This window comes from Acidobacteriota bacterium (genome assembly GCA_004299485.1).
GTDB lineage: Bacteria > Acidobacteriota > Terriglobia > Terriglobales > SCQP01 > SCQP01.
Genome location: SCQP01000001.1, coordinates 76,042 through 99,190, shown reverse-complemented (window position 1 = coordinate 99,190; position 23,149 = coordinate 76,042). Strand labels below are relative to the sequence as shown.

General features: G+C 65.5%; 24 protein-coding genes. 12 read left to right on the top strand and 12 right to left on the bottom strand.

Going from position 1 to position 23,149, the window contains the following annotated elements:
* Positions 1 to 8: 8 nt before the first annotated feature.
* The 3 genes from EPN33_00445 to EPN33_00435 are packed head-to-tail and all read right to left on the bottom strand — an operon-like array spanning position 9 to position 2,658.
* Complete coding sequence (locus EPN33_00445; protein TAN24274.1) at positions 9 to 968, bottom strand: ATP-binding cassette domain-containing protein; 960 nt, start codon at positions 966 to 968, stop codon at positions 9 to 11.
* Positions 958 to 2,112 (bottom strand): HlyD family efflux transporter periplasmic adaptor subunit, encoded by a 1,155-nt coding sequence (locus EPN33_00440; GenBank protein TAN24273.1) that lies wholly within the window; start codon positions 2,110 to 2,112, stop codon positions 958 to 960. The genes EPN33_00445 and EPN33_00440 overlap by 11 nt, the downstream gene beginning before the upstream one ends.
* Before the next feature lie 6 nt (positions 2,113 to 2,118).
* Positions 2,119 to 2,658, bottom strand: a complete 540-nt coding sequence (locus tag EPN33_00435) for an RNA polymerase sigma factor (GenBank protein TAN24272.1) — start codon at positions 2,656 to 2,658, stop codon at positions 2,119 to 2,121.
* Between the two features lie 82 nt (positions 2,659 to 2,740).
* Here EPN33_00435 and EPN33_00430 point away from each other — a divergent pair, with 82 nt between their 5' ends.
* The 3 genes from EPN33_00430 (at position 2,741) to EPN33_00420 (ending at position 5,590) form a co-directional block, all read left to right on the top strand.
* Positions 2,741 to 3,457, top strand: a complete 717-nt coding sequence (locus EPN33_00430; GenBank protein ID TAN24271.1) for a hypothetical protein — start codon at positions 2,741 to 2,743, stop codon at positions 3,455 to 3,457.
* A 9-nt stretch (positions 3,458 to 3,466) separates the two neighbouring features.
* Positions 3,467 to 4,531, top strand: a complete 1,065-nt coding sequence (locus EPN33_00425) for an NADH:flavin oxidoreductase/NADH oxidase (protein TAN24717.1) — start codon at positions 3,467 to 3,469, stop codon at positions 4,529 to 4,531.
* A 675-nt stretch (positions 4,532 to 5,206) separates the two neighbouring features.
* A complete protein-coding gene (locus EPN33_00420) occupies positions 5,207 to 5,590 on the top strand; it encodes a DUF86 domain-containing protein (GenBank protein ID TAN24270.1) in 384 nt (127 codons plus the stop codon).
* A 64-nt stretch (positions 5,591 to 5,654) separates the two neighbouring features.
* Here the strand turns inward: EPN33_00420 and EPN33_00415 are convergent, their stop codons facing one another.
* From EPN33_00415 to queG, 3 genes are all read right to left on the bottom strand, one after another.
* On the bottom strand, positions 5,655 to 6,734 hold the full coding sequence (locus EPN33_00415) for a cyclopropane fatty acyl phospholipid synthase (protein ID TAN24716.1): 1,080 nt from the start codon (positions 6,732 to 6,734) through the stop codon (positions 5,655 to 5,657).
* Between the two features lie 38 nt (positions 6,735 to 6,772).
* Positions 6,773 to 7,240: a YbhB/YbcL family Raf kinase inhibitor-like protein gene (locus tag EPN33_00410; protein TAN24269.1), complete on the bottom strand. Its 468-nt coding sequence runs from the start codon at positions 7,238 to 7,240 to the stop codon at positions 6,773 to 6,775.
* Positions 7,241 to 7,322: 82 nt separating this feature from the next.
* Entirely contained in the window at positions 7,323 to 8,405 is a 1,083-nt protein-coding gene (gene queG / locus EPN33_00405; protein TAN24268.1) for a tRNA epoxyqueuosine(34) reductase QueG, read from the bottom strand.
* A gap of 25 nt (positions 8,406 to 8,430) precedes the next feature.
* On the opposite strand from queG, the gene EPN33_00400 reads away from it, so the two are divergent.
* From EPN33_00400 to EPN33_00375, 6 genes are read left to right on the top strand one after another with little or no spacing between them, the layout of a single operon-like run.
* A complete protein-coding gene (locus EPN33_00400; GenBank protein TAN24267.1) occupies positions 8,431 to 8,943 on the top strand; it encodes a gamma carbonic anhydrase family protein in 513 nt (170 codons plus the stop codon).
* 3 nt (positions 8,944 to 8,946) lie between these two features.
* Positions 8,947 to 10,236 carry a histidine--tRNA ligase gene (locus EPN33_00395; GenBank protein ID TAN24266.1) on the top strand — a complete coding sequence of 430 codons (1,290 nt, stop codon included), beginning with the start codon at positions 8,947 to 8,949 and terminating at the stop codon, positions 10,234 to 10,236.
* Positions 10,223 to 10,726, top strand: coding sequence for a hypothetical protein (locus EPN33_00390; protein ID TAN24265.1), 504 nt, complete (start codon positions 10,223 to 10,225; stop codon positions 10,724 to 10,726). Before EPN33_00395 ends, EPN33_00390 begins: the two co-directional genes overlap by 14 nt.
* A gap of 25 nt (positions 10,727 to 10,751) precedes the next feature.
* Entirely contained in the window at positions 10,752 to 12,497 is a 1,746-nt protein-coding gene (gene aspS, locus EPN33_00385) for an aspartate--tRNA ligase (GenBank protein ID TAN24264.1), read from the top strand.
* Complete coding sequence (gene mutL, locus EPN33_00380; protein TAN24263.1) at positions 12,494 to 14,386, top strand: DNA mismatch repair endonuclease MutL; 1,893 nt, start codon at positions 12,494 to 12,496, stop codon at positions 14,384 to 14,386. The genes aspS and mutL overlap by 4 nt, the downstream gene beginning before the upstream one ends.
* A 9-nt stretch (positions 14,387 to 14,395) precedes the next feature.
* Positions 14,396 to 15,142 (top strand): hypothetical protein, encoded by a 747-nt coding sequence (locus tag EPN33_00375; protein ID TAN24262.1) that lies wholly within the window; start codon positions 14,396 to 14,398, stop codon positions 15,140 to 15,142.
* Between the two features lie 131 nt (positions 15,143 to 15,273).
* Here EPN33_00375 and EPN33_00370 read toward each other — a convergent pair whose 3' ends face one another.
* From EPN33_00370 to EPN33_00355, 4 genes are all read right to left on the bottom strand, one after another.
* Positions 15,274 to 16,425 (bottom strand): S58 family peptidase, encoded by a 1,152-nt coding sequence (locus EPN33_00370; protein TAN24261.1) that lies wholly within the window; start codon positions 16,423 to 16,425, stop codon positions 15,274 to 15,276.
* On the bottom strand, positions 16,425 to 16,625 hold the full coding sequence (locus EPN33_00365) for a cold-shock protein (GenBank protein TAN24260.1): 201 nt from the start codon (positions 16,623 to 16,625) through the stop codon (positions 16,425 to 16,427). The genes EPN33_00370 and EPN33_00365 overlap by 1 nt, the downstream gene beginning before the upstream one ends.
* 66 nt (positions 16,626 to 16,691) lie before the next feature.
* A complete protein-coding gene (locus EPN33_00360; GenBank protein TAN24259.1) occupies positions 16,692 to 17,102 on the bottom strand; it encodes a PIN domain-containing protein in 411 nt (136 codons plus the stop codon).
* The gene (locus EPN33_00355) at positions 17,099 to 17,374 is read right to left on the bottom strand and encodes an AbrB/MazE/SpoVT family DNA-binding domain-containing protein (protein ID TAN24258.1); all 276 of its coding nucleotides are present in this window, start codon (positions 17,372 to 17,374) and stop codon (positions 17,099 to 17,101) included. Before EPN33_00355 ends, EPN33_00360 begins: the two co-directional genes overlap by 4 nt.
* A gap of 91 nt (positions 17,375 to 17,465) precedes the next feature.
* Between EPN33_00355 and EPN33_00350 the strand changes: the two genes are divergently transcribed.
* Genes EPN33_00350 through EPN33_00340 form a run of 3 tightly spaced genes read left to right on the top strand, consistent with a single transcriptional unit; the run spans position 17,466 to position 20,694 of the window.
* Positions 17,466 to 17,870 carry a BlaI/MecI/CopY family transcriptional regulator gene (locus EPN33_00350; GenBank protein TAN24257.1) on the top strand — a complete coding sequence of 135 codons (405 nt, stop codon included), beginning with the start codon at positions 17,466 to 17,468 and terminating at the stop codon, positions 17,868 to 17,870.
* The gene (locus EPN33_00345; GenBank protein ID TAN24256.1) at positions 17,867 to 19,147 is read left to right on the top strand and encodes a M56 family metallopeptidase; all 1,281 of its coding nucleotides are present in this window, start codon (positions 17,867 to 17,869) and stop codon (positions 19,145 to 19,147) included. The genes EPN33_00350 and EPN33_00345 overlap by 4 nt, the downstream gene beginning before the upstream one ends.
* Positions 19,148 to 19,167: 20 nt before the next feature.
* Positions 19,168 to 20,694: a Do family serine endopeptidase gene (locus EPN33_00340; GenBank protein ID TAN24255.1), complete on the top strand. Its 1,527-nt coding sequence runs from the start codon at positions 19,168 to 19,170 to the stop codon at positions 20,692 to 20,694.
* Positions 20,695 to 21,686: 992 nt separating this feature from the next.
* On the opposite strand, the gene EPN33_00335 is transcribed toward EPN33_00340, so the two are convergent.
* Both EPN33_00335 and EPN33_00330 read right to left on the bottom strand, forming a co-directional pair.
* Entirely contained in the window at positions 21,687 to 21,974 is a 288-nt protein-coding gene (locus EPN33_00335) for a hypothetical protein (protein ID TAN24254.1), read from the bottom strand.
* 54 nt (positions 21,975 to 22,028) lie between these two features.
* Positions 22,029 to 22,814 carry a winged helix-turn-helix transcriptional regulator gene (locus tag EPN33_00330; GenBank protein ID TAN24715.1) on the bottom strand — a complete coding sequence of 262 codons (786 nt, stop codon included), beginning with the start codon at positions 22,812 to 22,814 and terminating at the stop codon, positions 22,029 to 22,031.
* Positions 22,815 to 23,149: the final 335 nt, after the last annotated feature.

Below are 23,149 nucleotides of genomic sequence, written 5' to 3'. Positions count from 1 at the left end.
GTTGAAATTCAATGTGCCCCCTCCTGTAACCCGTGGCCGGTGAAATGCACAAACACGTCATCGAGCGTCGTCGATTGCACGGTCAGACTGCTTAATTCCACGTGCTGCTGCCGCGCCAGATCCATAATCGCTTCCGCCGCCGCCGGACCCTGATCGCTGGCGATCCGGTACATCCCCGCGCCCACCGCCTCCACCCGCTCCACCAGCGGTAACGCCTCCAGCGCCGCCTTCCCACCCGCCAAATCCGGGACAAAGCGCGTCTCAATCCGGCTCGTCCCCGGCACCGCCGTCTTCAGCGCCACCGGCGTGTCCAACGCCACCAGTTGCCCGTGGTCCACAATTCCGATGCGGTCACACAGTTTATCGGCTTCATCCATATAGTGCGTCGTCATGAACATCGTCAACCCGCGTGAGTCGCGCAGGTGCGCGATCATCTCCCACACCGAAAACCGGGACACCGGGTCCAGCCCGGTGGTCGGCTCGTCCAGAAACAGAATCTCGGGCGCATGCACCAGCCCGCGCGCAATCTCCAGCCGCCGCCGCATCCCGCCCGACAGCGTCTTGGCAAACGCCTGAGCCCGGTCCGCCAGACCCACCGCCTCCAACAGCTCCGCCGTCACCTTCTGGCGCTGCGCCCGCGGCAGCCCATACAGGCGCGCATGAATCGACAGATTCTCCGCGCAGGTCAGGTCCGGGTCGCTGGTCATGTTCTGCGGAATCACGCCAATCCGCACCCGCACCGCATCCGGTTCGCTGGCCACATCGTGTCCCGCCACCCGCGCGCTCCCCGCCGACGGCGGAATCAGCGTCGTCAGCATCCGGATCAGCGTCGATTTGCCCGCGCCATTGGGCCCCAGCAGCCCAAAGATCTCGCCCTGCTGCACGTCAAAGCTAACCCCTTTGACCGCCTCCAGTGCCCCAAACCGCTTCGTCAGCCCCTGAACCTCAATGGCCGCGCTAGTTTCCACGGATGCCCCCCGCTGACCCCTGACCCCTGGCCCCTGACCCCTGGACCGGCAACATCACCCACGCCGTCATCCCCAGCGGCAGCTCGCCTTGCGGGTTATCGACCTTCACCCGGATCGCCACCGTCTTGATGTCGCGCTTGGTCCGGCTCACATCCCGTTGCGTGGCGAAGTCCGCCTCGACCGCCTTGTAGATTACCGGCCCCTTCACCTCCCGCCCCGAGGGCAGCCGCACGGTCAGCACTTGCCCCAGCCGCACGCCGGGCGCATAGGTCTCGGCGACATCCGCGTCCACCCAGGTGTCACTCAACTGAAAAATAGTCACAATCGGTGCGCCCGGCACCACCACCTCGCCCTCGCGCGCCGCCCGCAGCGTGATGACACCATCCACCGGCGCCACGATTTGCGTAAAGCCCAACTGCGCCTGTGCCGCCGCCCGTGCCGCCTGCGCCTGCCGCGCGCTTGCTTCGAGCGCCGCCGTCTGCTGCCGCTGCACCTTTACCTGCTGCAATTGCGCTTTCGCGTCGGCCACCGCCGCCTGCGCCGCCGCCGCCGCCCGCGCCGCCGCCGTCACCGCCGCCTGCGCCGAAACCCGGCCCGCCTGCGCCGTGTCCAGCGCCGCGGTGGCGTTATCCAACTCCTGCTGGCTGCTCACTCCTTGTGCCGTCAGCGGCGCTACGCGCTGGTAGGTCGCGTGGGCGTTCTTCCACGCCGCCGCCGCCGAGGCCGCTTGCGCTTTGGCCTGCGCCAGTTGCGCCTGCGCCTGCTGCTGTTGCGCTTCCACCTGCGCCAGCTTTGCCGGCAGCGTCGCCGCCAGCATCGCGGTCTGCGCCGCCGATTGTCGCGCATTGGCCTGCGCCTGCTGAATCGCCTGCGCCGCCGCGGCCACATCCGCCGTCTGCACGTTCCGGCTCAGGGTGGCGAGTAATTGCCCGGCCTGCACCGCCTCGCCGTCCTGCACGTCCATCTTCACGATGGTCGCCGTGATCTGCGAACCCACCACCACCTCGTTGCCATCCACCGTGCCGGTGAGCGTCAGTACCTGCTGGCGCGGCCGCAGAACGAAGTACAATCCCGCCGCTACCAGCGCCGCAAGCAGAACTCCGATGACCGCTTTCCTGCGCATGGCCCGTCCTTTCCCTTCCATTGTACTTCAAATAAGTTGAAAATCAAATTGTTTGGAGAAGGCCGCTTCGGCCCGCCTCAGCAGCGTGCCCACCGAGGCCGGCCGCACCCCGGCCGCCGCCGCCACTTCCCGGTAGGGCGCGCCTTCATGCCGCAGTAGCAGCATCCGCGCCTGCGCCGGCCGCAACCGTCCCAGCACCCGCCGCACCCGCGCCACCCGCTCCCGGCGCTCCAGCGCTGCCAGCGGATTCTCCGCGCGCCGCGCCGGTTCTTTCTCCAGCCCCTGCACCACGCGCTCGCGCCGCTGCCGGCTCCGCCGCCGGTCAATCGCCATCCGCATTGCCGTCCGGTAGAGCCAGCCGCCGACGCTGTTGCCCGGCGCCAGCAGCTCCGGATGCTGGTACAGCTTCCACAACGCATCCGCCGCCACTTCCTCCGCCTGCGCCGTCTCGCCCGCCACCGGCGTGACCAGCCGTACCAGGTTCCGGTAATGCGCCCGAAACGTATTCTCAAAAGCACCGGCCGGCCAAACTGTTTGTTCGTCCATGCCCCCGAGCATCGTTGCCACTCGCGCCCGCGCGCGACCCCCAATCGGCGAATGGCGCTCTGCCACCGGCCAATGGCGGAGGCGTCGCGTATGCTAGAGAGTCATGAAGGCGGCGGTCGCGCGCACGCGCAACAAGGGCTACTACCGGGTGTTGCATGTTCCCATCTGGATTTACGTCTTCTTCACCCTGCCCGGCATGCTCACCGCCGCGCTCTACGCCCACGGCTTCAGCCTCCGCCACTGGATCTGGCTCGCCCTCGTTGCTGCCGTCTGCATCTGGCGCGGCGCGGTGGGCCGTCTGCCCGGCGCCGAACCCCGCCCCTACATCACTCATTACGGCCTCGACTGGCCCAACCTCGGCTATCGCATCGCCTGCTACACCGCCGCCTGGATCGCCATCATCGCGCCCTGGCTGCTCAACCTCATCGGGCTCATCGTCGCCTCCGTCTCCGGCCGCTGGATCATCCAACAGCTCTACGGCTGGCCCTATGACCTGATCGCCGTGCTCATCGTCCTCGTCGCCGCACTCAACTGTCTGCCCCGCGCCCGCAGCACCGTCCGCAACGAAGGCGCCGAGCGCGCCTGGTTCTACATCGGCGTCTGGACCGCCATTGTTTCGCAGCTTGCCGCCTGGGCGATGTGGCGTCTCGGCCCGGCCATGGGCTTCTCTCCCGCGCAGCTCCTCTGGGCCCGCCTCGTGGTCTTCGCCGCGGTCACCGCCATCCTCGTCGCCCTCGGTCTCGCCGGCATCCTACCACGCACCCGGCGCTACCACGTCCCTGTCGGCATGACGGATCTGCCCGAGGCTGCGGGAGAATAAAGCATGGCCGTGTCTCATCTGTTTTCTCCCCTCGAACAGCGCAGCCTCACTCTCCGCAACCGCATCGTCGTCTCCCCCATGTGCCAGTACTCCAGCACGGACGGCTTCGCGAACGACTGGCACCTCGTGCACCTGACAACGCGCGCCCTCGGCGGCGCCGCGGTGGTTTTCACCGAGGCCACCGCCGTCACCGCCGAAGGCCGCATCAGCCCCGACGATCTCGGTATCTGGAAAGACGAACACATCCCCGAACTCCGCCGCATTGCCGCGCTGGTCCGGTCCCACAGCGCCGTCTGCGGCATCCAGCTCGCCCACGCCGGCCGCAAGGCTTCAACCCCCTCGCCGTGGAAAGGGAACAAGCCCGTCCCGCTCGCCGATGGCGGCTGGCCTGTCGTCGGCCCCAGCGCCATCCCCTTCGCCGACGGCTACCAGACGCCGCACGAGCTGACGCTGCCTGAAATCGCTCAAACCGTCGAAGCCTTCACGGCGGCCGCCCGCCGCGCCCTGGCCGCCGGATTCCAGGTCGTCGAGATCCACGCCGCCCACGGCTACCTCATCCACGAATTCCTCTCGCCTCTCAGCAATCACCGCAGCGACGCCTACGGCGGCAGCCGCGACAACCGGATGCGCCTGCTCTGCGAAATCATCGAAGCCATCCGCGCCGTCTGGCCCGCTTCACTCCCCCTCTGGGTTCGCATTTCGGCAACCGATTGGCTCGACGCGGGTTGGACCGACGCCGACTCGGTCGCTCTCGCTGCGCGCATCGCGCCCCTCGGTGTCGATATGCTCGACTGCAGCTCCGGCGGCATTATCCCCCACGTCAAAATCTCCGCCGGCCCCGGCTACCAGACCGCCTTCGCCGCCCGCATCCGCCGCGAGGCGCCCATGCCCACCGCCGCCGTCGGCTTCATCACCAGCCCCGCCCAAGCCGACCACATCATCCGCTCCGGCCAGGCCGACACCGTCGTCCTCGCCCGCGAACTCCTCCGCCACCCCTACTGGCCCCTCCACGCCGCCCGCTCCCTCGGCCACGACATCCCCTGGCCGGTCCAATACCAGCGCGCCAAAGACTGATCACCGGCGCAAGGTTGCAGCCAACGCAGCCGCCAGTGACTCGAAAATCGGGTAAGCTCACAACCAGGGCTGCCTGGACCCTTTCGATTACCGCCGCGCGGGAGAACTGCTTGACCTCGCTTACCTTCAACAAACTCTGCATTGCAATGCTGAAGGAATTTGGGAAAGCAAACACAAACAGATCGAGCTTGGTTGGAAGCGCCGGTCGTTCGGGCACCGTAGTTGGCTGGTTGGGTCGCGGCAGCGGTTGAGGAGGTATCGCCCTCGTGGGTACGCCTCGAGCGCAGGTCGAGCATGCAGAACGTAGAAATCCCTCGAAACGCCATCGAGCGAGTTGAACGCACCAGCGGCCCTTTGGGAACGCTGGTCCTCAAGAGGGCGCCTACAGTGGCTTACCCTATCCCGCACTTGGCAGTACTTCACAGAGCGGCACTCAGACGATTTCGATCTTGCGCGCGAGTTCGCGCTCGGGATCACAAACAATCCCGACCTGAACGCGTACATCCAGCAAACAGCGGCTCATTCCACAAATGTCGGCTGGATCGGCCAAAATCGAGTTTATACACAGATCAGCAGGTCCGGTGAACTCATCTTCTTCAACGACGGGCGTTACCTGAAGGCAACCAACGGCCAGTTCCTGGCTCGAACGTAGGCGGCCCGAGATAAACTGCCCTTATGACGCCCGGTGTGGAAGCAAATCGACCAACCATACTGCGGATCGCTGCCAGCTACGGCGCACACAACGTCCGTGTGTTTGGGTCCGAGGCGCGAGGCGAGGCCCGGGGCGACAGCGACCTCGACCTGCTCGTAGACATGGAACCGGGCCGGTCGCTACTCGACTTGGTCGGTCTCGGCCAGGATCTCGAAGACTTGCTCGGACGGCGCGTCGATGTCGTAACCGAGCGCAGCCTGCTCAGAGACCGTATGCGCCAGGACGCAGTCGTGCGTAAGCTAGAGATCATCGGCGAAGCGGTCAAACAGCTCTCCGAACGGTCGACGAGCCGCGAGCCCGACGTGCCCTGGCGCAAAATTGCCGGCCTATGCCAGCAAGTGTATTAGGATTTAGACGGCCACTCAGCGTCCGCGTCATGGGAACTGAAAACTGATTGCTGACAACTGAATACTAAATTGCCTCCAGCAGAATTTGCCAGACCTGGAGGTGCTTGGAGCGGAAGGCGGCGGCGCTGGAGAGCAGGTAGAACTTCCACATGCGGCAGAAGCGGTCGCTGTAGCGCTCGGCCCAGCGCTGCCATTGCGCGGCAAAATTTGTGTACCAGGCCATCAGCGTGCGGTCGTAGTCGCTCGCCCAGTTTTGCCATTCCACCAGGGCGAAGCGGTCTTCGATGGCCGCGCCAATCTGCTGAATCGAGGGCAGGTGGGAGTTGGGGAAAATATACCGCTCGATCCAGGGATCGGTCGAATGGACGGTATGGTTGGAGCCAATCGTCGCCAGGTACATCTTTCCGCCCGGCGCCAGGCAGCGCTGCGCGGTCGCAAAATAGCGCCGGTAATTCTTGTACCCCACGTGTTCGAACATCCCCAGCGAGACTACCCGATCATAGCGTTCCGAAACCTCGCGGTAGTCCTCGACCTGCAGTTTCACCGGCAATCCTGCACACTGCGCCTGCCCCAGCGCCGCCTGCTCCTTTGACAGCGTCACTCCATCCACGCGCGCGCCATATTTCTCTGCCGCAAACTTCGCAAAACTCCCCCAGCCGCAGCCAATGTCCAGCACCCGCATCCCCGGGGCCAGCTCCAGCTTCCGGCACACAAAATCCAGCTTGGCTTCCTGAGCCTCGTTCAAATCCGCCGCATGTTCCCAGAGCCCGGTGGTATACACCATGCGACGGTCCAGCATCGCCTCAAATAGATCGTTGCCGACGTCGTAATGGCGCAGCGCCACCTGAGAGGACCTGGCTTTCGTTTTCTGCTGATTGGACAGCGCCGAAACCAGCAGCAGCGCCATGCCGCGAAGGTTCCTGCTGGACATCCGGTCGAGCTTGGCGGCAAAGATCCGGCAAAAAAGCTCGTCGAGATTGGGGCAGTCCCACCAGCTGTCCATATATGACTCGCCCAGCCCGAGCGAGCCGTGCCGCAGTACACGCCCATAAAAGCCTGGGTTATGCACGGTAATGTCGCTGGTGCCCGGTCCGTTCAGTTCAATTCCGGCACCCGCCAACAACGATCGCGCACGCGCTTCCAATGCAGAGGCCACGCCCCATCATAGCCCACGGTGATGTGTCACTGCCGCTTATACAGTCCCACCAGCTCCGCCTGGCTCAGCACCTTGCCCTGCATCGCCCTTTCCAGTGTCTCGCGGTTGGATCCGGCTGCCAACCCGAGGTGCGCGACGCTTAGCGCGTACAAGGTAAAGATGTAATGATGTGCCGGCCCTGGCGGCGGACAGGGCGCGCCAAAGCCCACATTCCCGAAGCTGTTCTGCCCCTCGAGGCCTCCGAGCGGAAACTTCGCATCCTGATATTCGCCGGATGGCAGCTCAGTAATCGCCGGCGGCAAATCCCAGAGCAGCCAATGCACGAAGTCTCCCGACGGCGCATCCGGATCATGCACAATCAGCGCCAGGCTGCGCGTACCGCTTGGCGTTCCTTCCCAGCGCAGCGCCGGCGAAGTTCCCGCCCCATCGCAACTGTGCTCCGCCGGTATATCGTGATTGCTCGTAAACGCAGATGAGGTCAGCCGAAAATCCATGTTCGTGCCTCCGTGTGGCACTGTCTCGAACGCTGCCAGCGCAAGTCCTGTAACGATCAACGCTGCCGCGTACAGAAGTATCTTAGCTTTCAGTTTGTGCCTCGATTCTTGCCTCACCTATTCTTGCCAGCGCCCAACGCGCGTGCTCGGCCAGCACCGCGTCGGCCCCCGCCTCCCAACTTTGAAGCTGCAGCAGGAACTCCGGGTTGCCACTATTGCCCATGGCGACGGCAATATTTCTTTGCAGGCCGGCAAACTTCGCCCGTTTTACCGCCGAATGACGGAACCGCTCGCGGTAATCCTCTTCGCTCATCGCTCCCAACTCCGCCAGCCGGGGCGCGACCAGCCCCGGCCTGGGTTGAAATTCCGGCGCTGTGGTCGTCGCCGCCCGGCGGTTCCAGGGACAAACGTCCTGGCAAATATCACAACCCAGCACGTTGTTTCCCATTGGCTCCCGGAAATGCTCCGGAATCGCGCCTCGCAGCTCAATGTTGAGATAGGCCAGGCAGCGGCTCGCATCCATCTTGTACGCGGTCAGCGCGCCTGTCGGGCACGCCTCCAGGCAACGGGTGCAGGACCCGCACCGGTCCGGCACCGGGGCCTCCTCTGCTGCCATCGCAATCGAGGTCACCAACGTCCCCAAAAACATATAGGAGCCTTTTTTCGGGTGAATCAAACAGGTATTCTTCCCCTGCCATCCGAGCCCCGCCCGCCAGGCGACCTCGCGCTCCACGATCGGCGCCGTGTCCACCGTGGCATGGAATTGCTCCTCGCCCGCTTCGGCCGCCAGCCGCTGCCTCCAGTCCTCCAGCTTGTCGCGCAGGGTGAGGTGATAATCCTCGCCCCACGCATAGCGCGAGATCCACCCCCGCTCGCGGCTGGCGGCAAACTCGGTCGACCGCGGCGCCTCGGCGTTGTACACCACCGCCGCGCACAACACCGATCGCGCCCACGGCCACACCGCGGTAATCCGCTCGCGCACGTAGTGGCCGTCTTCGCTGCGACGCGCCAGATAGCCCATTTCTCCCGCCATGCCAGCATCGACCCAATCCGGAAACATCGCCAGCCGTGCCGATGGCTCCGCGCTTGCCACGCCCACCAGGTCAAAGCCGAGATCTCGGCCGATCTCGAGCGCCAACTCCCGCCACTGCTCAGGGGTGCGCATGGTAACCTTATTTTTCCCCGCGTTTATGTTGAAGAGTTTCCAAGGCCATCACCCCAAAATCGCGTCCAGCGCCTTTATTGAGGATAGCGCCCAGGTGATTGGCGATGTCGTGGTGGGAGAGAACTCCAGCATCTGGTTCCATGCCGTCGTGCGTGGCGACGTCAACGCCATCCGCATCGGCAAAGACTCCAACATTCAGGACAACGCCGTGGTCCACGGCTACAAAGCGAAGTTTTCCGTCACCATCGGCGACCGCGTCAGCGTTGCGCACGCTGTCTGCCTCCACGGCTGCGTGATCGAGGATGACTGCCTTATCGGCATCGGCGCCATCATCATGAATGGCGCCCGCATCGGTCGCGGCTCGATCATCGCCGCCGGCTCGCTCGTACCCGAGAAAAGTCAGGTTCCACCGGGCAGCGTCTTCATGGGCTCGCCCGCGCGCCTGCACCGCAGCGCGAGCGACGCCGATCGGGTCATGATCGCCACCCACGCCGCGAATTACGTGGAGTACAAGAACCAGTACCTGCAGTTGCCCTGAGCCATGCCCGTTCACGCCATCAAAGGAATGCGCGACCTGCTGCCCGCCGAGACCGTCTGGTTTCAGCGGCTCGAAGCGGCGGTGCGCGAAGTCTTCGCGCTTTACAACTTCGACGAAATCCGCACTCCCATTCTCGAACCCGACGAGCTCTTCCGCCGCGCGGTGGGCGAAGAGACCGACATCGTCGGCAAGGAGATGTACAGCTTCGCGGACCGCGACGGCGCCCAGCTTACGCTCCGCCCCGAAGCCACCGCCTCGACGGTGCGCGCCTACGTCGAGCACCGTCTGTGGGAGCGGCCCGGCCTGACCAAGCTCTATTACATGGGGCCGATGTTCCGGCGCGAACGTCCGCAGAAAGGCCGCTACCGCCAGTTCTATCAGGTGGGTGCGGAAGTGCTCGGCGGCGACGAACCCTGGATCGACTTCGAGTTGATCGCCATGCTCCGCCGCCTGCTGGAGCGCTGCGGCATCCGCGGCGCCGAACTGGTGCTCAACTCGGTGGGCTGCCCCGACGACCGTCCGGCCTATCATGCCGCCCTCCGCGCCGCGCTGGCTGAAAAACTGCCGCAGATGTGTGCTGACTGCCAGCGGCGTGCCCAGACCAACCCGCTGCGGGTGCTGGACTGCAAAGTTCCTGCCGACCAGCCCATCATCGCCGCGCTGCCGGTCATCCAGGAATTCCTCGACGACAAGTGCCGCAGCCACTTCACCGAGCTGCGCCGTTTGCTTGACGCCGCCGGCATCGCCTACCGCCTCGACGCGCGCCTGGTGCGCGGTCTCGATTACTACACCTCCACGGCGTTCGAATTTCTGCACGGTGCTCTCGGGTCCCAGAATGCCCTCCTCGGCGGAGGGCGCTACAACGGCCTGGCGCAGTCCCTGGGCGCGCCGGCTAGCGCCGGCGGAGCCATTGGCTTCGCCCTGGGCGAGGACCGCTTCGTGATGGCGATGCAGGAAGCGGTGGCGTCCGGCGCTCCGGTTCCGATCGCAGGTCCGCAGCCCCTGGCAGCCCTCATCATTCCGCTTGCTCCCGAACAACTCGCCCCCTCGTTGCTCCTCGCCGACCATCTCCGCCGCGCCGGTCTACGACTGGACCTCACCACGCCCGGACGCAAACTCGGCAAGTCCCTCGACCTCGCCAGCAAGCTTGGCGCGCCTTACGTCATCATTGCAGGCGCCGACGAAGTCGCCTCCGGCCGCTGGCAGCTCAAAGATCTGGCTAGCGGCGACCAAACTGCCCTCGACGAGCCTGCGCTGCTGGCACGGCTGAAAGGGGCCGATGCCGCCCGCTAAGCCCGAGCCTGACTCCCTCGAACACCTCCGCATCGAGCGCCGCAGCTACATCATCGGCACCCTCGTCGTGTGGGCCGTCATCCTGGCCACCATGCTGATCGTATTTGCCAGCATGGAACCGCAGGTCTTTGCCCAGCCGCATGCCCAAACCTTCTCCGAAGCTCTCAAGCGCGCCGGCAGCCTGAACCCACTCACGCCCCAGCAGCAGTTGCTGCTGGAAATCATCAACCTGGTCGGCGCCGTCGCCCTGTTTTTCCTCAACTGGCGCTTTAGCTTTCTCATCCGCCGCCCGCGCTGGGCGTTCGTTTCGAACCGCGCCGACATGCGCCTGCCGCCGCTGCGCTGGCTCTGGTGGGTGATTCTTGCCCTGGTGTCCATGTTCTATTTCTTCTACCTGGTGCCGCAACTCATCCTGACTTGGGTGCTCGCCCATCTGGGCAGCGTTGAAATCCGCGAGCGCCAATCGTACCCACCCCCTCCCCAACTGTGAACTGTAAACTGTGAACTTGTATCCCATGCAACGATCCCTCTATTGCGGTGACCTTCGACCCGAGCACGTGGGCCGCGAGGTGGTGCTCCAGGGCTGGGTGCATCGCCGCCGCGACCTGGGCGCACTGCTCTTTCTCGATTTGCGTGATCGCGCCGGCATCTGCCAGGTCGTCTTTAATCAGGAAAAAGACGCCGTGCTGCACGCACGGGCCTCCGATCTCCGCTCCGAGTTTGTGATTACCATCGTGGGCGAGGTTGTCCGCCGCAGTCCCGATACCGCCAATCCGGCGCTGGCGACCGGTGAAGTCGAGGTTGCCGCGACCGATCTCATCCTGCTGAACGAATCCCGCACGCCGCCATTTCCGCTCACCGAGGAATCGGCGGAAGCGGTGAGCGAAGAAGCGCGGCTGAAATATCGCTATCTCGATCTCCGGCATCCCGCCATGCAGGCCAACCTCCGCCTGCGTCACGAAGTCAGCAAGGCTATCCGCAAAGCCTTCGACGCCCATGGTTTTCTCGAAGTCGAAACGCCTTTCCTTACGCGCAGCACCCCGGAAGGCGCCCGCGACTACCTCGTGCCCAGCCGTATCAAGCCCGGTACGTTTTACGCGCTGCCGCAATCGCCGCAGCTCTTCAAGCAACTGCTCATGATCGGCGGCGCCGACCGTTACTTTCAGATCGTGCGCTGCTTCCGCGACGAAGACCTGCGCGCCGACCGCCAGCCCGAGTTCACCCAGATCGACGTCGAGATGAGCTTCCCCGACCTCGAGACCTTGTTCAGCATCGTCGAGCACATGCTGCGCGATGCCTGCGCGGTTGCCGGTAAAAGCATCAGCCTGCCGTTCCCGCGCATGAGCTGGCACGAAGCCATGGCGCAGTACGGCAGCGACAAGCCCGACCTCCGCCTGCCGCCCATGGTTGATGTCGCGCAGCATTTCACCGACGCTGACCGCGCCCAGCTCAAACTCCCGGAAGGTCTGCCGCTGCTTGCCATCCGCGTTCCCAACGTCGGCCCACTTTCCCGCCGCGAGCGCGACGAACTCCGGCCTCTGGCCGAAGGCCGCCCGGTGCGGCTGTTTGAAGACTTCGCCCGCATCGAAAAGGCCTACGCCGCTGCGGCCAGCGCCGTCCGCCAATCCCTCGGCGCCGTCGAAGCCGACCTGATCGTGCTGGTCGCCGCCGCCGAAGGCGCGCCCTTGCACAGCCTGCAAACCCAAGCCGGCGCCCTGCGTCTCGCGCTCGGCCAGCGCTTCGCCGAAAAGCACAAGCTCCTCGACCCTGACGATTTCCGCTTTCTCTGGGTGACCGCGTTCCCCATGTTCGAATGGGACACGGAAGAAAACCGCTGGAACGCCTCCCATCATCCCTTTACTTCGCCGCTCGAGGAGGATGTCGCTCTGCTCGACTCGGACCCCGGGGCTGCCCGCGCCCAGGCGTACGACGTGGTGCTCAATGGCATCGAGCTCGGCTCGGGCAGCATCCGCATCCATCGCGCCGCAGTGCAGGCGCAAATTTTCCGCCTCCTGGGCATGAGCGACGAGGAGGCCCGCCAGCGATTCGGCTTCTTCCTCGATGCGCTGCAGTACGGCACGCCGCCGCATGGCGGCATCGCCCTGGGACTCGACCGGCTGGTCATGCTGCTGGCCGGCGCCAGCTCCATCCGGGAAGTCATCGCCTTCCCCAAAACCGCCCGCGCGGTGGACTTGATGACGGATGCGCCTACAGAAGTCGATCCCAAGCAACTGAAAGAACTCGGACTGCGCCTGCCATGATCCGAGTCTTGCCGGATGCGATCGCCAACAAGATCGCCGCCGGCGAGGTGGTCGAGCGCCCGGCTTCGGTGGTCAAAGAGCTTCTGGAAAACGCGCTCGACGCCGGCGCACGTTCGCTGCGGCTGGACGTGGTGGCAGGCGGCTGTGCCAGCATCCGCGTCAGCGACGACGGCTGCGGCATGTCGCGCGATGACGCCGTACTGGCGCTCGAGCGGCACGCCACCAGCAAACTCACCGATGCGGAATCCCTGAGCGCCATCGCAACGCTCGGTTTCCGCGGCGAAGCCCTGCCCGCCATCGCCTCGGTCTCGCATTTCACCCTGGAGACCGCCGAGGCCGGCGCGCGCGAAGGCACGCGCGTGCGCGTGGTCGCCGGCAAGATCAAAGCGGTCGAACCGGCCGGCCTGCCGCCGGGCACTGCCATCACGGTTGCCAACCTGTTCGCCAACATTCCCGCCCGGAAGAAATTCCTCAAGTCCGAAACCACCGAGCTCGGCCACATCACCACCCTCGTCACCAACTACGCCCTCGCCTATCCGGAGGTGCGCTTCCATCTCGAAACTCCGCACCGGGTTCTCCTCAGCGCCCCGCCGGTGGCCAGCCACGCCGAACGCCTCCAGCAAGTGCTGGGCGAAGAACTCGTGCACGCGTCGGTCGAGTTCCGTGAACAAGCCGGAGAAGAGAACCGCGCGATAGGCATTTTCGGCTTCGCCTCCCGGCCGGAAATTCACAAGCTCAACCGCAACTCCATCTACATCTTCGTCAACCGCCGTCTGGTGCGCGACCGGCTGCTGCAGCACGCCCTTTCCGCGGCTTATTACAATCTGCTGCCCGCGAACGTTTTTCCCGCGGCTCTGCTCTTCCTCGACCTGCCCTTCGGCGAGGTCGACGTCAACGTTCATCCCGCCAAAACCGAAGTCCGCTTTCACCACCCGAGTTTCATCCACGACGCCGTCCGTGACGCCATCCGCAACGCCATCGCCGCAGCGCGCCCGGTGCCGTCCTTTCTGCACGAACGCACCGCCCGTCCGTCCGCCGGCCCCGCCTGGGTAACGGCGCGACCCGTTCCCATGTCTCAGGGTGTCGACCCCGCGCTCGGCATCTCGATTGCCGACTTGCCTGCCGAATTCGGCCTCACGGAAGCTCCGCCCACGCCGCACGAACAAAATCTGCCGCTCGCTCCGCGCCCGGAGAATTTTGCCGCGCGCCCTGCACCCCTGCCTGCGGCCGCGCTGGTTCCCGAGGTTGGCCTGGGCTGCGGGTTGCGCGAAGCGCAGGCGGTCAGCGCCGCGCCGGACTCCGACGAGCTGTTTCATCTCCGCCCGCTGGGCCAAATCCGCGACAGCTTCATCGTGGCCGAAGGCCCCAGTGGCCTCTGGCTGATCGATCAGCATGTCGCCCACGAGCGCGTCCTGTTCGAGCAGATCAGCGCCGCCCGCCTTTCCGGGGCAATCGACTCCCAGCGCCTGTTGATGCCCCTCGTCGTCGAGCTCGAACCCGGCCGTGCCCTCGCGTTTGCCGAAGTCGCCGCCGAGCTGACCGCCTCCGGTTTTGAGGCCGAACCCTTCGGCCGCAATACGGTGGCCGTCAAAGCCGCCCCCGCCGGCGTCGCCGGCGAGCAAGTCGAGCGGCTGCTGCGCGAAATCCTCGAAGTCGCGGCCCCGCACGAACGCGGCCTTACTCTCGAGGCCGTCCGCACGCGCATCGCCGCCACCATCGCCTGCCACGCCGCTATCAAAATCAACATGAGACTGGAATTATCCAAGATGGAATGGCTCCTCGCCCAGCTCGCCCAAACTCAGTACCCGATGACCTGCCCCCATGGCCGTCCAATTCTGTTACGCTATTCGCTCGAAGAAATACAACGCGCTTTTAAGCGCCTCAACTAGCTTGCCCCCATGACTGCCGACGAACTGCTCGCCTCCCGCTCTGCACGCAAGGAAACCCTGCGTCCGCGCACGCTCGACACCGAGACCCTGATTCCCTGGGTCGGCGCGCTCAGCTTTCCTACGCTCGCCGGCCTGGGCGCCGAGGCCGCTCCTTTTCTGGAAGAGGCGCTTGCCGATTTCCGCCTCGTCGAACTCTGGCTCTGGCCGGGCGAGCTGCGCTACTGCAGGCCCGACCTGCTCGGCTACGTCTACGTCGCTGCCGGGGACCGGCATCCCCTCAAGGACTATCAGCGGCAGGCGGCACGCAACCAGCTCAGTTGGCTGGCTGCCGAATCGTTTACGGATCTGCTGGCTTCTCCCACGGCCCTCACGGCCGCACAGCTCCGCGATATCATGGGCGCCGAGCGCACGTCGGCGCTGACGATTGAGCACGCCCTGCAGGAACTGGCGCGTAGGCTCAAGATCGTGCGCTGCGGCCGCGCGCCCTCGGGCGACGCCCTCTGGCGCCCCCTGGTGCTGGCGCTGCCGGAGGTTCCCAAGGCCATCGACCGCATCTCGCAGATTCAAGCCGTGGCCGCGTTGATTAGTCATCACCTCGCCACCGCTCTGTGCGAAACCGAAGTGGGCCTGGCCGCGTTTTTCTCGCCGCTGTTCTCGCGTACCCGCATCCATGAAGCGCTCAGCGCGTTTGAAGTCGCGGGCACCGTCGTACTCGACAATCTCGAGGGGCGGCCGGCGTGGCGGCTGCGGCAGTAATCCGTTCTCAGTTTTCAGTCGTCAGTCATCAGTTCGTCCCCCTCACCCGCGGGCAGGTCTCGCCCCGCGGTTGAGTCCCAGTCCGGCAGGTGTTCCAGCAGAACTGAAAACTGACGACTAAGAACTAACGACTATTGCTGGATTACGTGGTACGCGCGCAGGATGCGCTCTGTCGGAGCGAGAGGTAGAGCCTCTACGGTGTGGCCGCGGCCGGTCACGGTTGTGGCCTTGAACAGCGAGTTGTAGATGGCCTCCTGGGTGGCCTCGATGACCGCCAGGAAGAGCGGCGACATTTTGTCGTTGGGCACGCGCGCCACGCCGGCGTTTGCAGGGACCGTGGAAAAGGCGATGGCGTAATCGCCGGAGCCGTTGCTGGCGGCGGAGCCGGTGCGGGCCAGGCCGAACATCGTCCGCGCCGCCATGCGGCGCAAGTTGCGCGATCCCACGGGAGCGTTGGTGGCGACGATGATCATGCAGGAACCATCGGGGGACTCCAGCCTGGCCCCTGGCCCCTGGCCCCTGACCCCTGCCAGTTGGTTCTTGAGGTAGTACCGACCCAGGAGTCTTCCCACCGGGGCGCCGTCGATGTTGAGGATGCCGCCAAAGTTGGTCTGCACCAGCACGCCTACCGTCCAGCCGCCCAAATTTGCCGGGAGCTTGCGGGAAGCGGTGCCGATGCCGCCCTTGAAGCCGAACGCCACCGTGCCTGCACCCGCGCCCACCGAGCCTTCCGCGACCGGACCGCCGCGCGCGTTCTCGATGGCCTCGAAGACGTCCTGCTGATCGACGTGGCGTCCACGAATGTCGTTCAAGTAGCCGTCGTTGGTTTCGCCCACGACCGGGTTGATGGACTGCACGTGCTCGTTACCGGGCTGCTGCATCACCCAGCTCAGCAGCGCGTCGCCGACGCGCGGGACATTTAAGGTGCTGGTCAGCAGAATGGGCGTCTCGATGCGGCCGAGTTCGACGATCTGGGTTGAGCCCATGAGCTTGCCGAAGGCATTGCCCACGAACACCGCGCCTGGGACCTTGTGCTGAAACATGTTGCCGGCGTGCGGCAAAATCGCGGTCACGCCGGTATGAAGGTTCTGATGGTCGTTAAGCGTGACCTGGCCTACCTCGACGCCGGGCACATCCGTAATGGCGTCGAGCGGCCCGGTCGGCAGAATGCCGGTGATGATTCCCAGATCGCGCGTCCGCGGGCGCGGCTTTCCTGGATCCTGAGCGGCCAGGGCCAAGGCCAGCAGGGAAATGATGGCGAGAAGCGCGCAGCCGCGCCGCATCAGGCGGTGGTGACGTTGGCCGCCTGCGGCCCCTTGGGTCCGTCAATTACCTCGAACTGTACCGACTGCCCCTCCTTCAGGGTGCGGAAGCCGCCCGGCGGCAACGCCGAATAATGCACGAACACATCGGGAGCGCCTTCGCGCGTGATGAAGCCAAACCCCTTGGCATCGTTGAACCACTTCACCGTACCTTGTTCCATAAAACCTCATCTGCTGGCGGACCGAAAAGGCCGCCGATGCCGCTTAGTATGTCTCAGTCACCGGATTCAGTCAATTTCCGGCGTGAGCAGCCGGAGTGAGGAAAAATAGGTCCGGTAAAAGCCCCGGTCCCGTGTCAGCAGACAGTCCGCCTGCAACAGGGCATGGGCGCCAATCAGAAAATCGGTCGTGACGCGGCTGCGTTGTCCCCCCGCCCGCCGGTATTCCCGCCACATCGCCCCCGCCCGTGCCGCCGTGGCGAGCAGCGGTGGGCTAAACTCAATCCCCAAATCCTCCATGGCGACGGCATGGTGCTCGTCACTGTCGAAGTGCGCCCGCACCTCGGCCCAGACTGCGGCCACGGCAAGGATTGCCCCCGCCTTGCGCGCCGCGCGCATCGCCTCGCGCGAGTGAGGCCCAAACGGTGCTTCGGCCTCAAACAGGTCCAGAACCACAGAACTGTCTATGGCCGTAATCATCGCTTGCCGCGCTTCCGGTTGCGGATGTCCAGTTCCGGTTCCAGATCCGGACCGCGCATCTCGCGGATCAGTTCATCGACGGGTGGTAGGCCCTTGCCCTTAAAAATGCCGTAGTAGCGGTCGACGGGATCAACTTCCGGCTTACCCTTCCGCAACACTACGCGGTCTTCTGCCAGTTCAAACACCACGCGGGTGCCTGGGCCCATGCCCATCTTGCGCTGGATGGCCACCGGGATGGTGATCTGGCCGCGGGAGGAAACGACGCTCTTCATAAAATCAAGCATTCTCTGCTTTGTAGAAAAAATCAAGCAAGGCTACGAAAAATTTCGTTGACATCTACGAACAGATTCGTATTATCAGGATATGGAAGCGATCACGCCGAAGCGGCGGCCGACGGAAAGCGAGCTGGCGATTTTGCGGGTGCTGTGGACGCACGGGCCGTCCACGGTGCGGGAGGTGCAGACCGAGCTGGGCCCGGCGACCGGCTACACCACGGCGTTGAAGCTGTTGCAGATCATGGCGGAGAAGGGACTGGTTTCGCGCGATGAGCAGCAGCGGGCGCACGTGTATTGCGCCCGGCTGGACCGCGAGCGCACCGAGCGGCAGCTTGTGGGCGACCTGCTGACGCGCGCGTTTGGCGGCTCGGCCAAGCGGATGATGATGCAGCTTCTGGACGCGGGGGCGGCGACGCCCGCCGAAATTGCCGAAATGCGCCAGCTTCTCGATCATTATGAGAGCAGGGAGACGCGGGAAGGGAAGCACTCATGACCAGTCCCTGGATTCCGGTATTTGGCGCCGCACTCACGCAATTTCTGTGGGAAGCGGCGGCGGTGGCGCTGGTGGTGCTGGCGGTGCAGCCGCTGCTGCGCCGCGGCTCGGCGGCCGCGCGCTATGTTCTGGATTGCATGGCCCTGTTCTCCCTTCCGATTCTGTTTGCTTTGACCGTCGCGCATTACGCCGCGGCGGGCGCGGGCGCGGCGTCGGCTGTTACCGCGGAGCCGCTGGTGCAGCCGTTTGCTGCTTACATCGTTATGGTTTGGCTTTCGGGCATCGTGGTGTGCGGCGGCTACGCTGCGGCGGGGTTTGCCTGGGCGCAAGGGCTGCGCCGTGCTGAGCGCAGCGCCGCGGCTGCCGTTCCGGCGGTCTGGCGCACCGAGATGGAGCAGCTTGCCGGGCGGCTGCATTTGCGCCGGCGCGTGTGCATGCAGGTTTCCGCGCGCATCAGCGGCCCGTGCACGCTGGGCTGGCTGCGGCCGGTGATTCTGCTGCCCCTGAGCGCGCTCACGGCGCTGCCGGCAGAGCAGCTCCGGGCGCTGCTGGCGCACGAGCTGGCGCACATCCGCCGGCATGACTATCTGGTGAACCTGGTGCAGCGCGGGGTCGAGGTTCTCTTCTTTTTTCATCCCGCGGTGTGGTGGCTGTCGCAGCAGGTCTCCGAGGAGCGTGAGCATTGCTGCGATGATGCCGCGGTGGCCGTGTGCGGCGACCGTGCGCTGTACGCGCGCGCACTGGTCGACCTGGCGGCGCGGCAGACGGCTGCTCGCGTGCCTTCCGCCGCGATGGCAGCCGGCGGCGGCTCGCTTTCGCACCGCGTCACCCGGCTGCTGGGCCATCCCGCGGCTTCGCGCGCCCGGATGCTGCGCACTGCGGTGGCGCTGCTGCTGATCGCCTCGACGGGTGTCTGGCTGCTGGGTGCCAGCGCGCAAACTATCCCTCCGGCGCCAGCGCTGCCGACAGCCCCGGCCGCGCCCACAGCGCAACTCGCTCGGGTCCCCCTGGTGCAGGAACCGATGGCGCCGCCGCGGAGCGCGCAGCGCCAGACGGCGCCGGTACGTTCGGAGGGCGCAGGGTTCGGAGCCGTTGCGACGATCGAAGCTACCTACGTCACCTTTACGCTCAGCACCGTGCAAGCGTGCACGTCGCAGCCCGAATGGGTTCCCGGAGTATTGCCTTCCGGCCTCGCCGTCCTGCGCCTGGAAATGATTCCGCATTGTGTGCCTGTGATCCGGCCGGTAGAGGTATTCGTCCTCTCCAACAGCATTTAGTGAACTAAAAGGAGTTCCTGATGATTCCCAACTCTCGTCCTCTGCTCGCGCGCCTCTCCAACCGCACCAAAGTGATCGGCGCGGCCATCGTCGTGCTCGCTGTGACGGCGACCGCCTCGGCGGGCTTTATCCATCTGCCGCGGTTGTCGTCGGGCGGCAGCCCCATGGTGGCGACGATGAAGCCGCTGAGCGCGGATACCATCGCGCCGCTCGAAGCACTCAACCGCGCGACCGTTGCCGTCGCCGCGCGCGTGCTGCCCACCGTCGTGCAGATCCAAGTCTCGGGCAAGGCGCCTGCGCGCAGTATCGAGATGCCGCAGAACATCCCCGCGCCCTTCCGGCAGTTTTTCCAGGGGCCGTTCCAGCAGCCGCACGCCCAGCCCTTTCACGCGCTTGGCAGCGGTGTCATCGTGTCGCCCAATGGCTACATCATCACGAACAATCACGTTGTCGATGGCGCGACGCAGGTGCAGGTGATGCTCAACAACGGCCGCACCTACCCGGCCAAGGTGGTTGGCACGGATAAGGACACCGACCTCGCCGTGGTCAAAATCGACGCACCCGGGCTGATCAGCGCCCAGTTCGGCGACTCCAACCAGCTCGCACCCGGCCAGACCGTGCTGGCCATCGGCACGCCGCTGGGCGAAGCCTCCTCGATCACGCGCGGCATCATCAGCGCCCTCAACCGGCCGCGCAACGGCAGCCAGGACACGCGCGGCAACTTCATCCAGACCGACGCGCCCATCAACCATGGCAACTCGGGCGGGCCGCTGGTCAACATTCGCGGTCAGGTGATCGGCATCAACACCGAAATGCTGACCGATTCGGGCGGCTCGATCGGCATCGGCCTCGCCATCCCGAGCGATCTGGTCAAGTCCGTGGCCACCGATCTGATCGAGCACGGCAAGGTCATCCGGGGCTATCTCGGCATCACTGTCAGCCAGCTTCAGCCTGGCGTCGCCACCTCGCTGCATGAGCCCGACGCTCAGGGCGCGCTCGTCGATCAGGTCAACGCCGGCAGTCCGGCCGACCAGGCCGGCATCAAGCCCTACGACGTGGTGACCGACTTCAACGGCACGAAGATCACCACCAGCGGCCAACTCACCTCGATTGCCGGCAGCGCCGCCCCGGGCACGAAAGCCACGGTCAACATTCTCCGCAACGGCAAGCCGATGCAGTTCACCCTCACCATGGGCAACTTCGCCAACGCGCCCACGGCGGATGAGACCGCCTCGGCCGGCAGCAGCGACAACGGCACCACGCCCAAGCTGGGCCTCACGGTCACGCCGCTGACGCCGGACATCCGCGACCAGCTTCATCTCCCTGCGGGTGTGAACGGCCTTGCGGTGCAGTCGGTTGAACCCGACGGCCCCGCCGCCATGCGCCTTACGCGCGGCGACATCATCGAGCAGGTGAACCAGAAGCCGGTGACCTCGATCGCTGCCCTTGAGGCGCAGCTTAAGGCCACGCCGGCGGGCGGGGACGTGCTGCTGATGGTTTACCGGCAAGGAAGCAATCTCATCGTGCCGATTACGCCGCAGCCGTAGGAGGTCGGTCGGTCGATCGGTCTGTCGGTCTTTCGGTCGGTCTGTCGGTCGGCGGGCTCGGAGGACGTGGCGATGCGTCTGATTCGCTGTTCCATTTCGAACTGCTAAGTGTCCCACTTTGCGATGCAAAGTAGAGTGTTTACGGGGGTTTTTGGATGCGAAGGGTGGGACAGGGCGGGACAGCGAATGGGACATTGAATGCGCGGGCCCCAGCGCGGCTCTGGGCTCGAGTGGTTTGGTCGGTCGGTCTTTCGGTCGGTCGGTCGGCGGGCTCGGAGGACGGGGCGGCTTGTCTCATTCGCTGTTCGATTTCGAACTGCTAAGTGTCCCACTTTGCGATGCAAAGTCGCGTGTTTACGGGGGTTTTTGCGTGCGGAGGGTGGGACAGCGCGGGAGTGCGAATGGGACATTGATGGGTCGGTCGGTCTGTCGGTCTCTCGGTCTGTCGGTCGAACGGGCTCTGAGGGCGTGGCGGGTTGCCTCATTCGCTGTTCCATTTCGAACTGCTAAGTGTCCCACTTTGCGGTGCAAAGTAGCGTGTTTGCTGGGGTTTTTGCGCACGGAGGGTGGGACAGTGCGGGAGAGCGACTGGAACACCGTTGGGGCTGTCGGTCTCTGCGTCTGTCGGTCTATCGGCCGAACGGGCTCCGCGGTGCTACGGGAATTGCGCGCGACGTGGAGCGTGCGCGGGTGCTGGCGGAGCGCAAGGGGCTGCGCTACCAGACGTATATCAAGGTGCCGGTGCATGAGGGGCTGGACCGGGATGAGAGAAGGACGGTGGCGGGTGGTGGGCCAAGGCTCGGAAGCCGGACGACGGGAGGAGGACATGGTTGGGGCGTGGAATCGGCGGAGCGCACCCACGGTATGCGGCGGGTTGCCCGGCGCAGAGCCGCCCGCGCTGCCCTTTGGGATCGCTGAGGCGGAGTCTGCTGGAGTTGGCGTATGGGTAATTAGAAGCAGGAAACGGCAGAATGGTTGGCCGGAGATGCTGCTCAGGCGCGTTCGCGGCGGCGGCGGGCGACGACCGTTTGGCTCATCGGCTTTCCGGCCACTTTGATTTTGGCGCGAAAGCCCGCCAGACCGGGCAGCGCTGTGGGCGGCGTTGGCGGTGGCGGCGGGGCCGCCGCGAGCACGCGCAGGCCATCACGCACCGCTTCGTTCACGACGGTGCCCAGGGTCACGCCCCGCTTCCGCGCCAGGCGTTTCGCGGTCGCCAGCGCCGCGACCGGCAGGCTTAACGTGATTCGCCGCTTGGCGTGAGCTTTGTTGGCTTTTCCCATACAGGCCAGTTTGATGCGCCCTGGGTGGTGGGTGGGGGGTGGTGCGGAACGATGTCAGGGGAGGGAGTACCAGGTGGAGCGGCCGGCGGCGTGGCGGGTGAGGAGGCCTTTGGCGACGAGCGCGGTGAAGGTGGCTTTGAGGGTGTTGGGGCTGGCGGCGGATTCACGTGCTATGGCGCGGTTGGTGACGCGGCCCTGGTCGCGGGCGTAGTCGAGGATTTTGACGGCGAGCGGAGAGAGATCGGCGAGGGCGTTTTTTTCACGTTCGAGCTTCACGGAGAGGCGGCGCTTTTGCTGCAGGAGGGCGCGCAGGAAGGCCTCAAGCCAGGGGCGCCAGTTGGGGGTTTGGGTCCCAAAGGTGGTTTGGGTTTGGCGCAAGCTCTCGAAGAAGAGTTGCCGGTCATTGACTGGCGCGGGGCCCCGCCTGGCTTCGCCAGGCGACCCGCTTCTGCTCGGCAGGGCCGGGGGCCCTGCGGCCCCGGCCCTGCCTGCGCCCTCGATCATCTCGTGGTCGAGGGAGGCGTAGGGGACGTAGGCGTAGCCGGCTCGCAGGAGCAGATGGGTAGTGAGGATGCGGCTCCGGCGGGCGTTGCCGTCGGGGAAGGGGCGGACATCGAGAAAGACGGCAAGGAAGACGGCGATGGTGAGGAGGGGATGGAGGCGGTGGGATTGATGCTGCTCGTCGAGCCACGAGAGCAACTCGGCGAGGCGCGGGCTGGCGGGCGCGCTGCGGCGGGGGCGTAGGTCGGGGTCGGTGTACTGAAAAAGATCACGATGAAGTTGGCGGAGGAGGGGCTGGGTGAGGGGAATTTGTGATGCGGAGCGGAGGACCGTCTCCAGGGCGGCGGCGTAGCCGGCGGCGGCCTGCTCGATTGATTGGCGCGGGGCCTGGCGTGGCTGCGCCACACCACCCGCTTGATGCTCGTCCGGGCTGGGGGCCCCGCGAGCCTCAGCCCGGCCGGGTCTGCGCCGCGCTGTTTGCCGGGAGCGAGCCGCCGGTGCATTGAGTCCCGCGGCCGTCCGCGCCGACTTGGCCCGGAGCGCCGGCGGCGCGGCCCCGCGTTCGGGCGTGCCGAAGCGGGCGGCGTCGAAGTTGGCGAGGCGCCATTCGACTTCGCGGTCGGTCAGGTGGCAGCCGGCGGGGCGGGCGGAGGCGCCGATGCTCTCGATGGTGG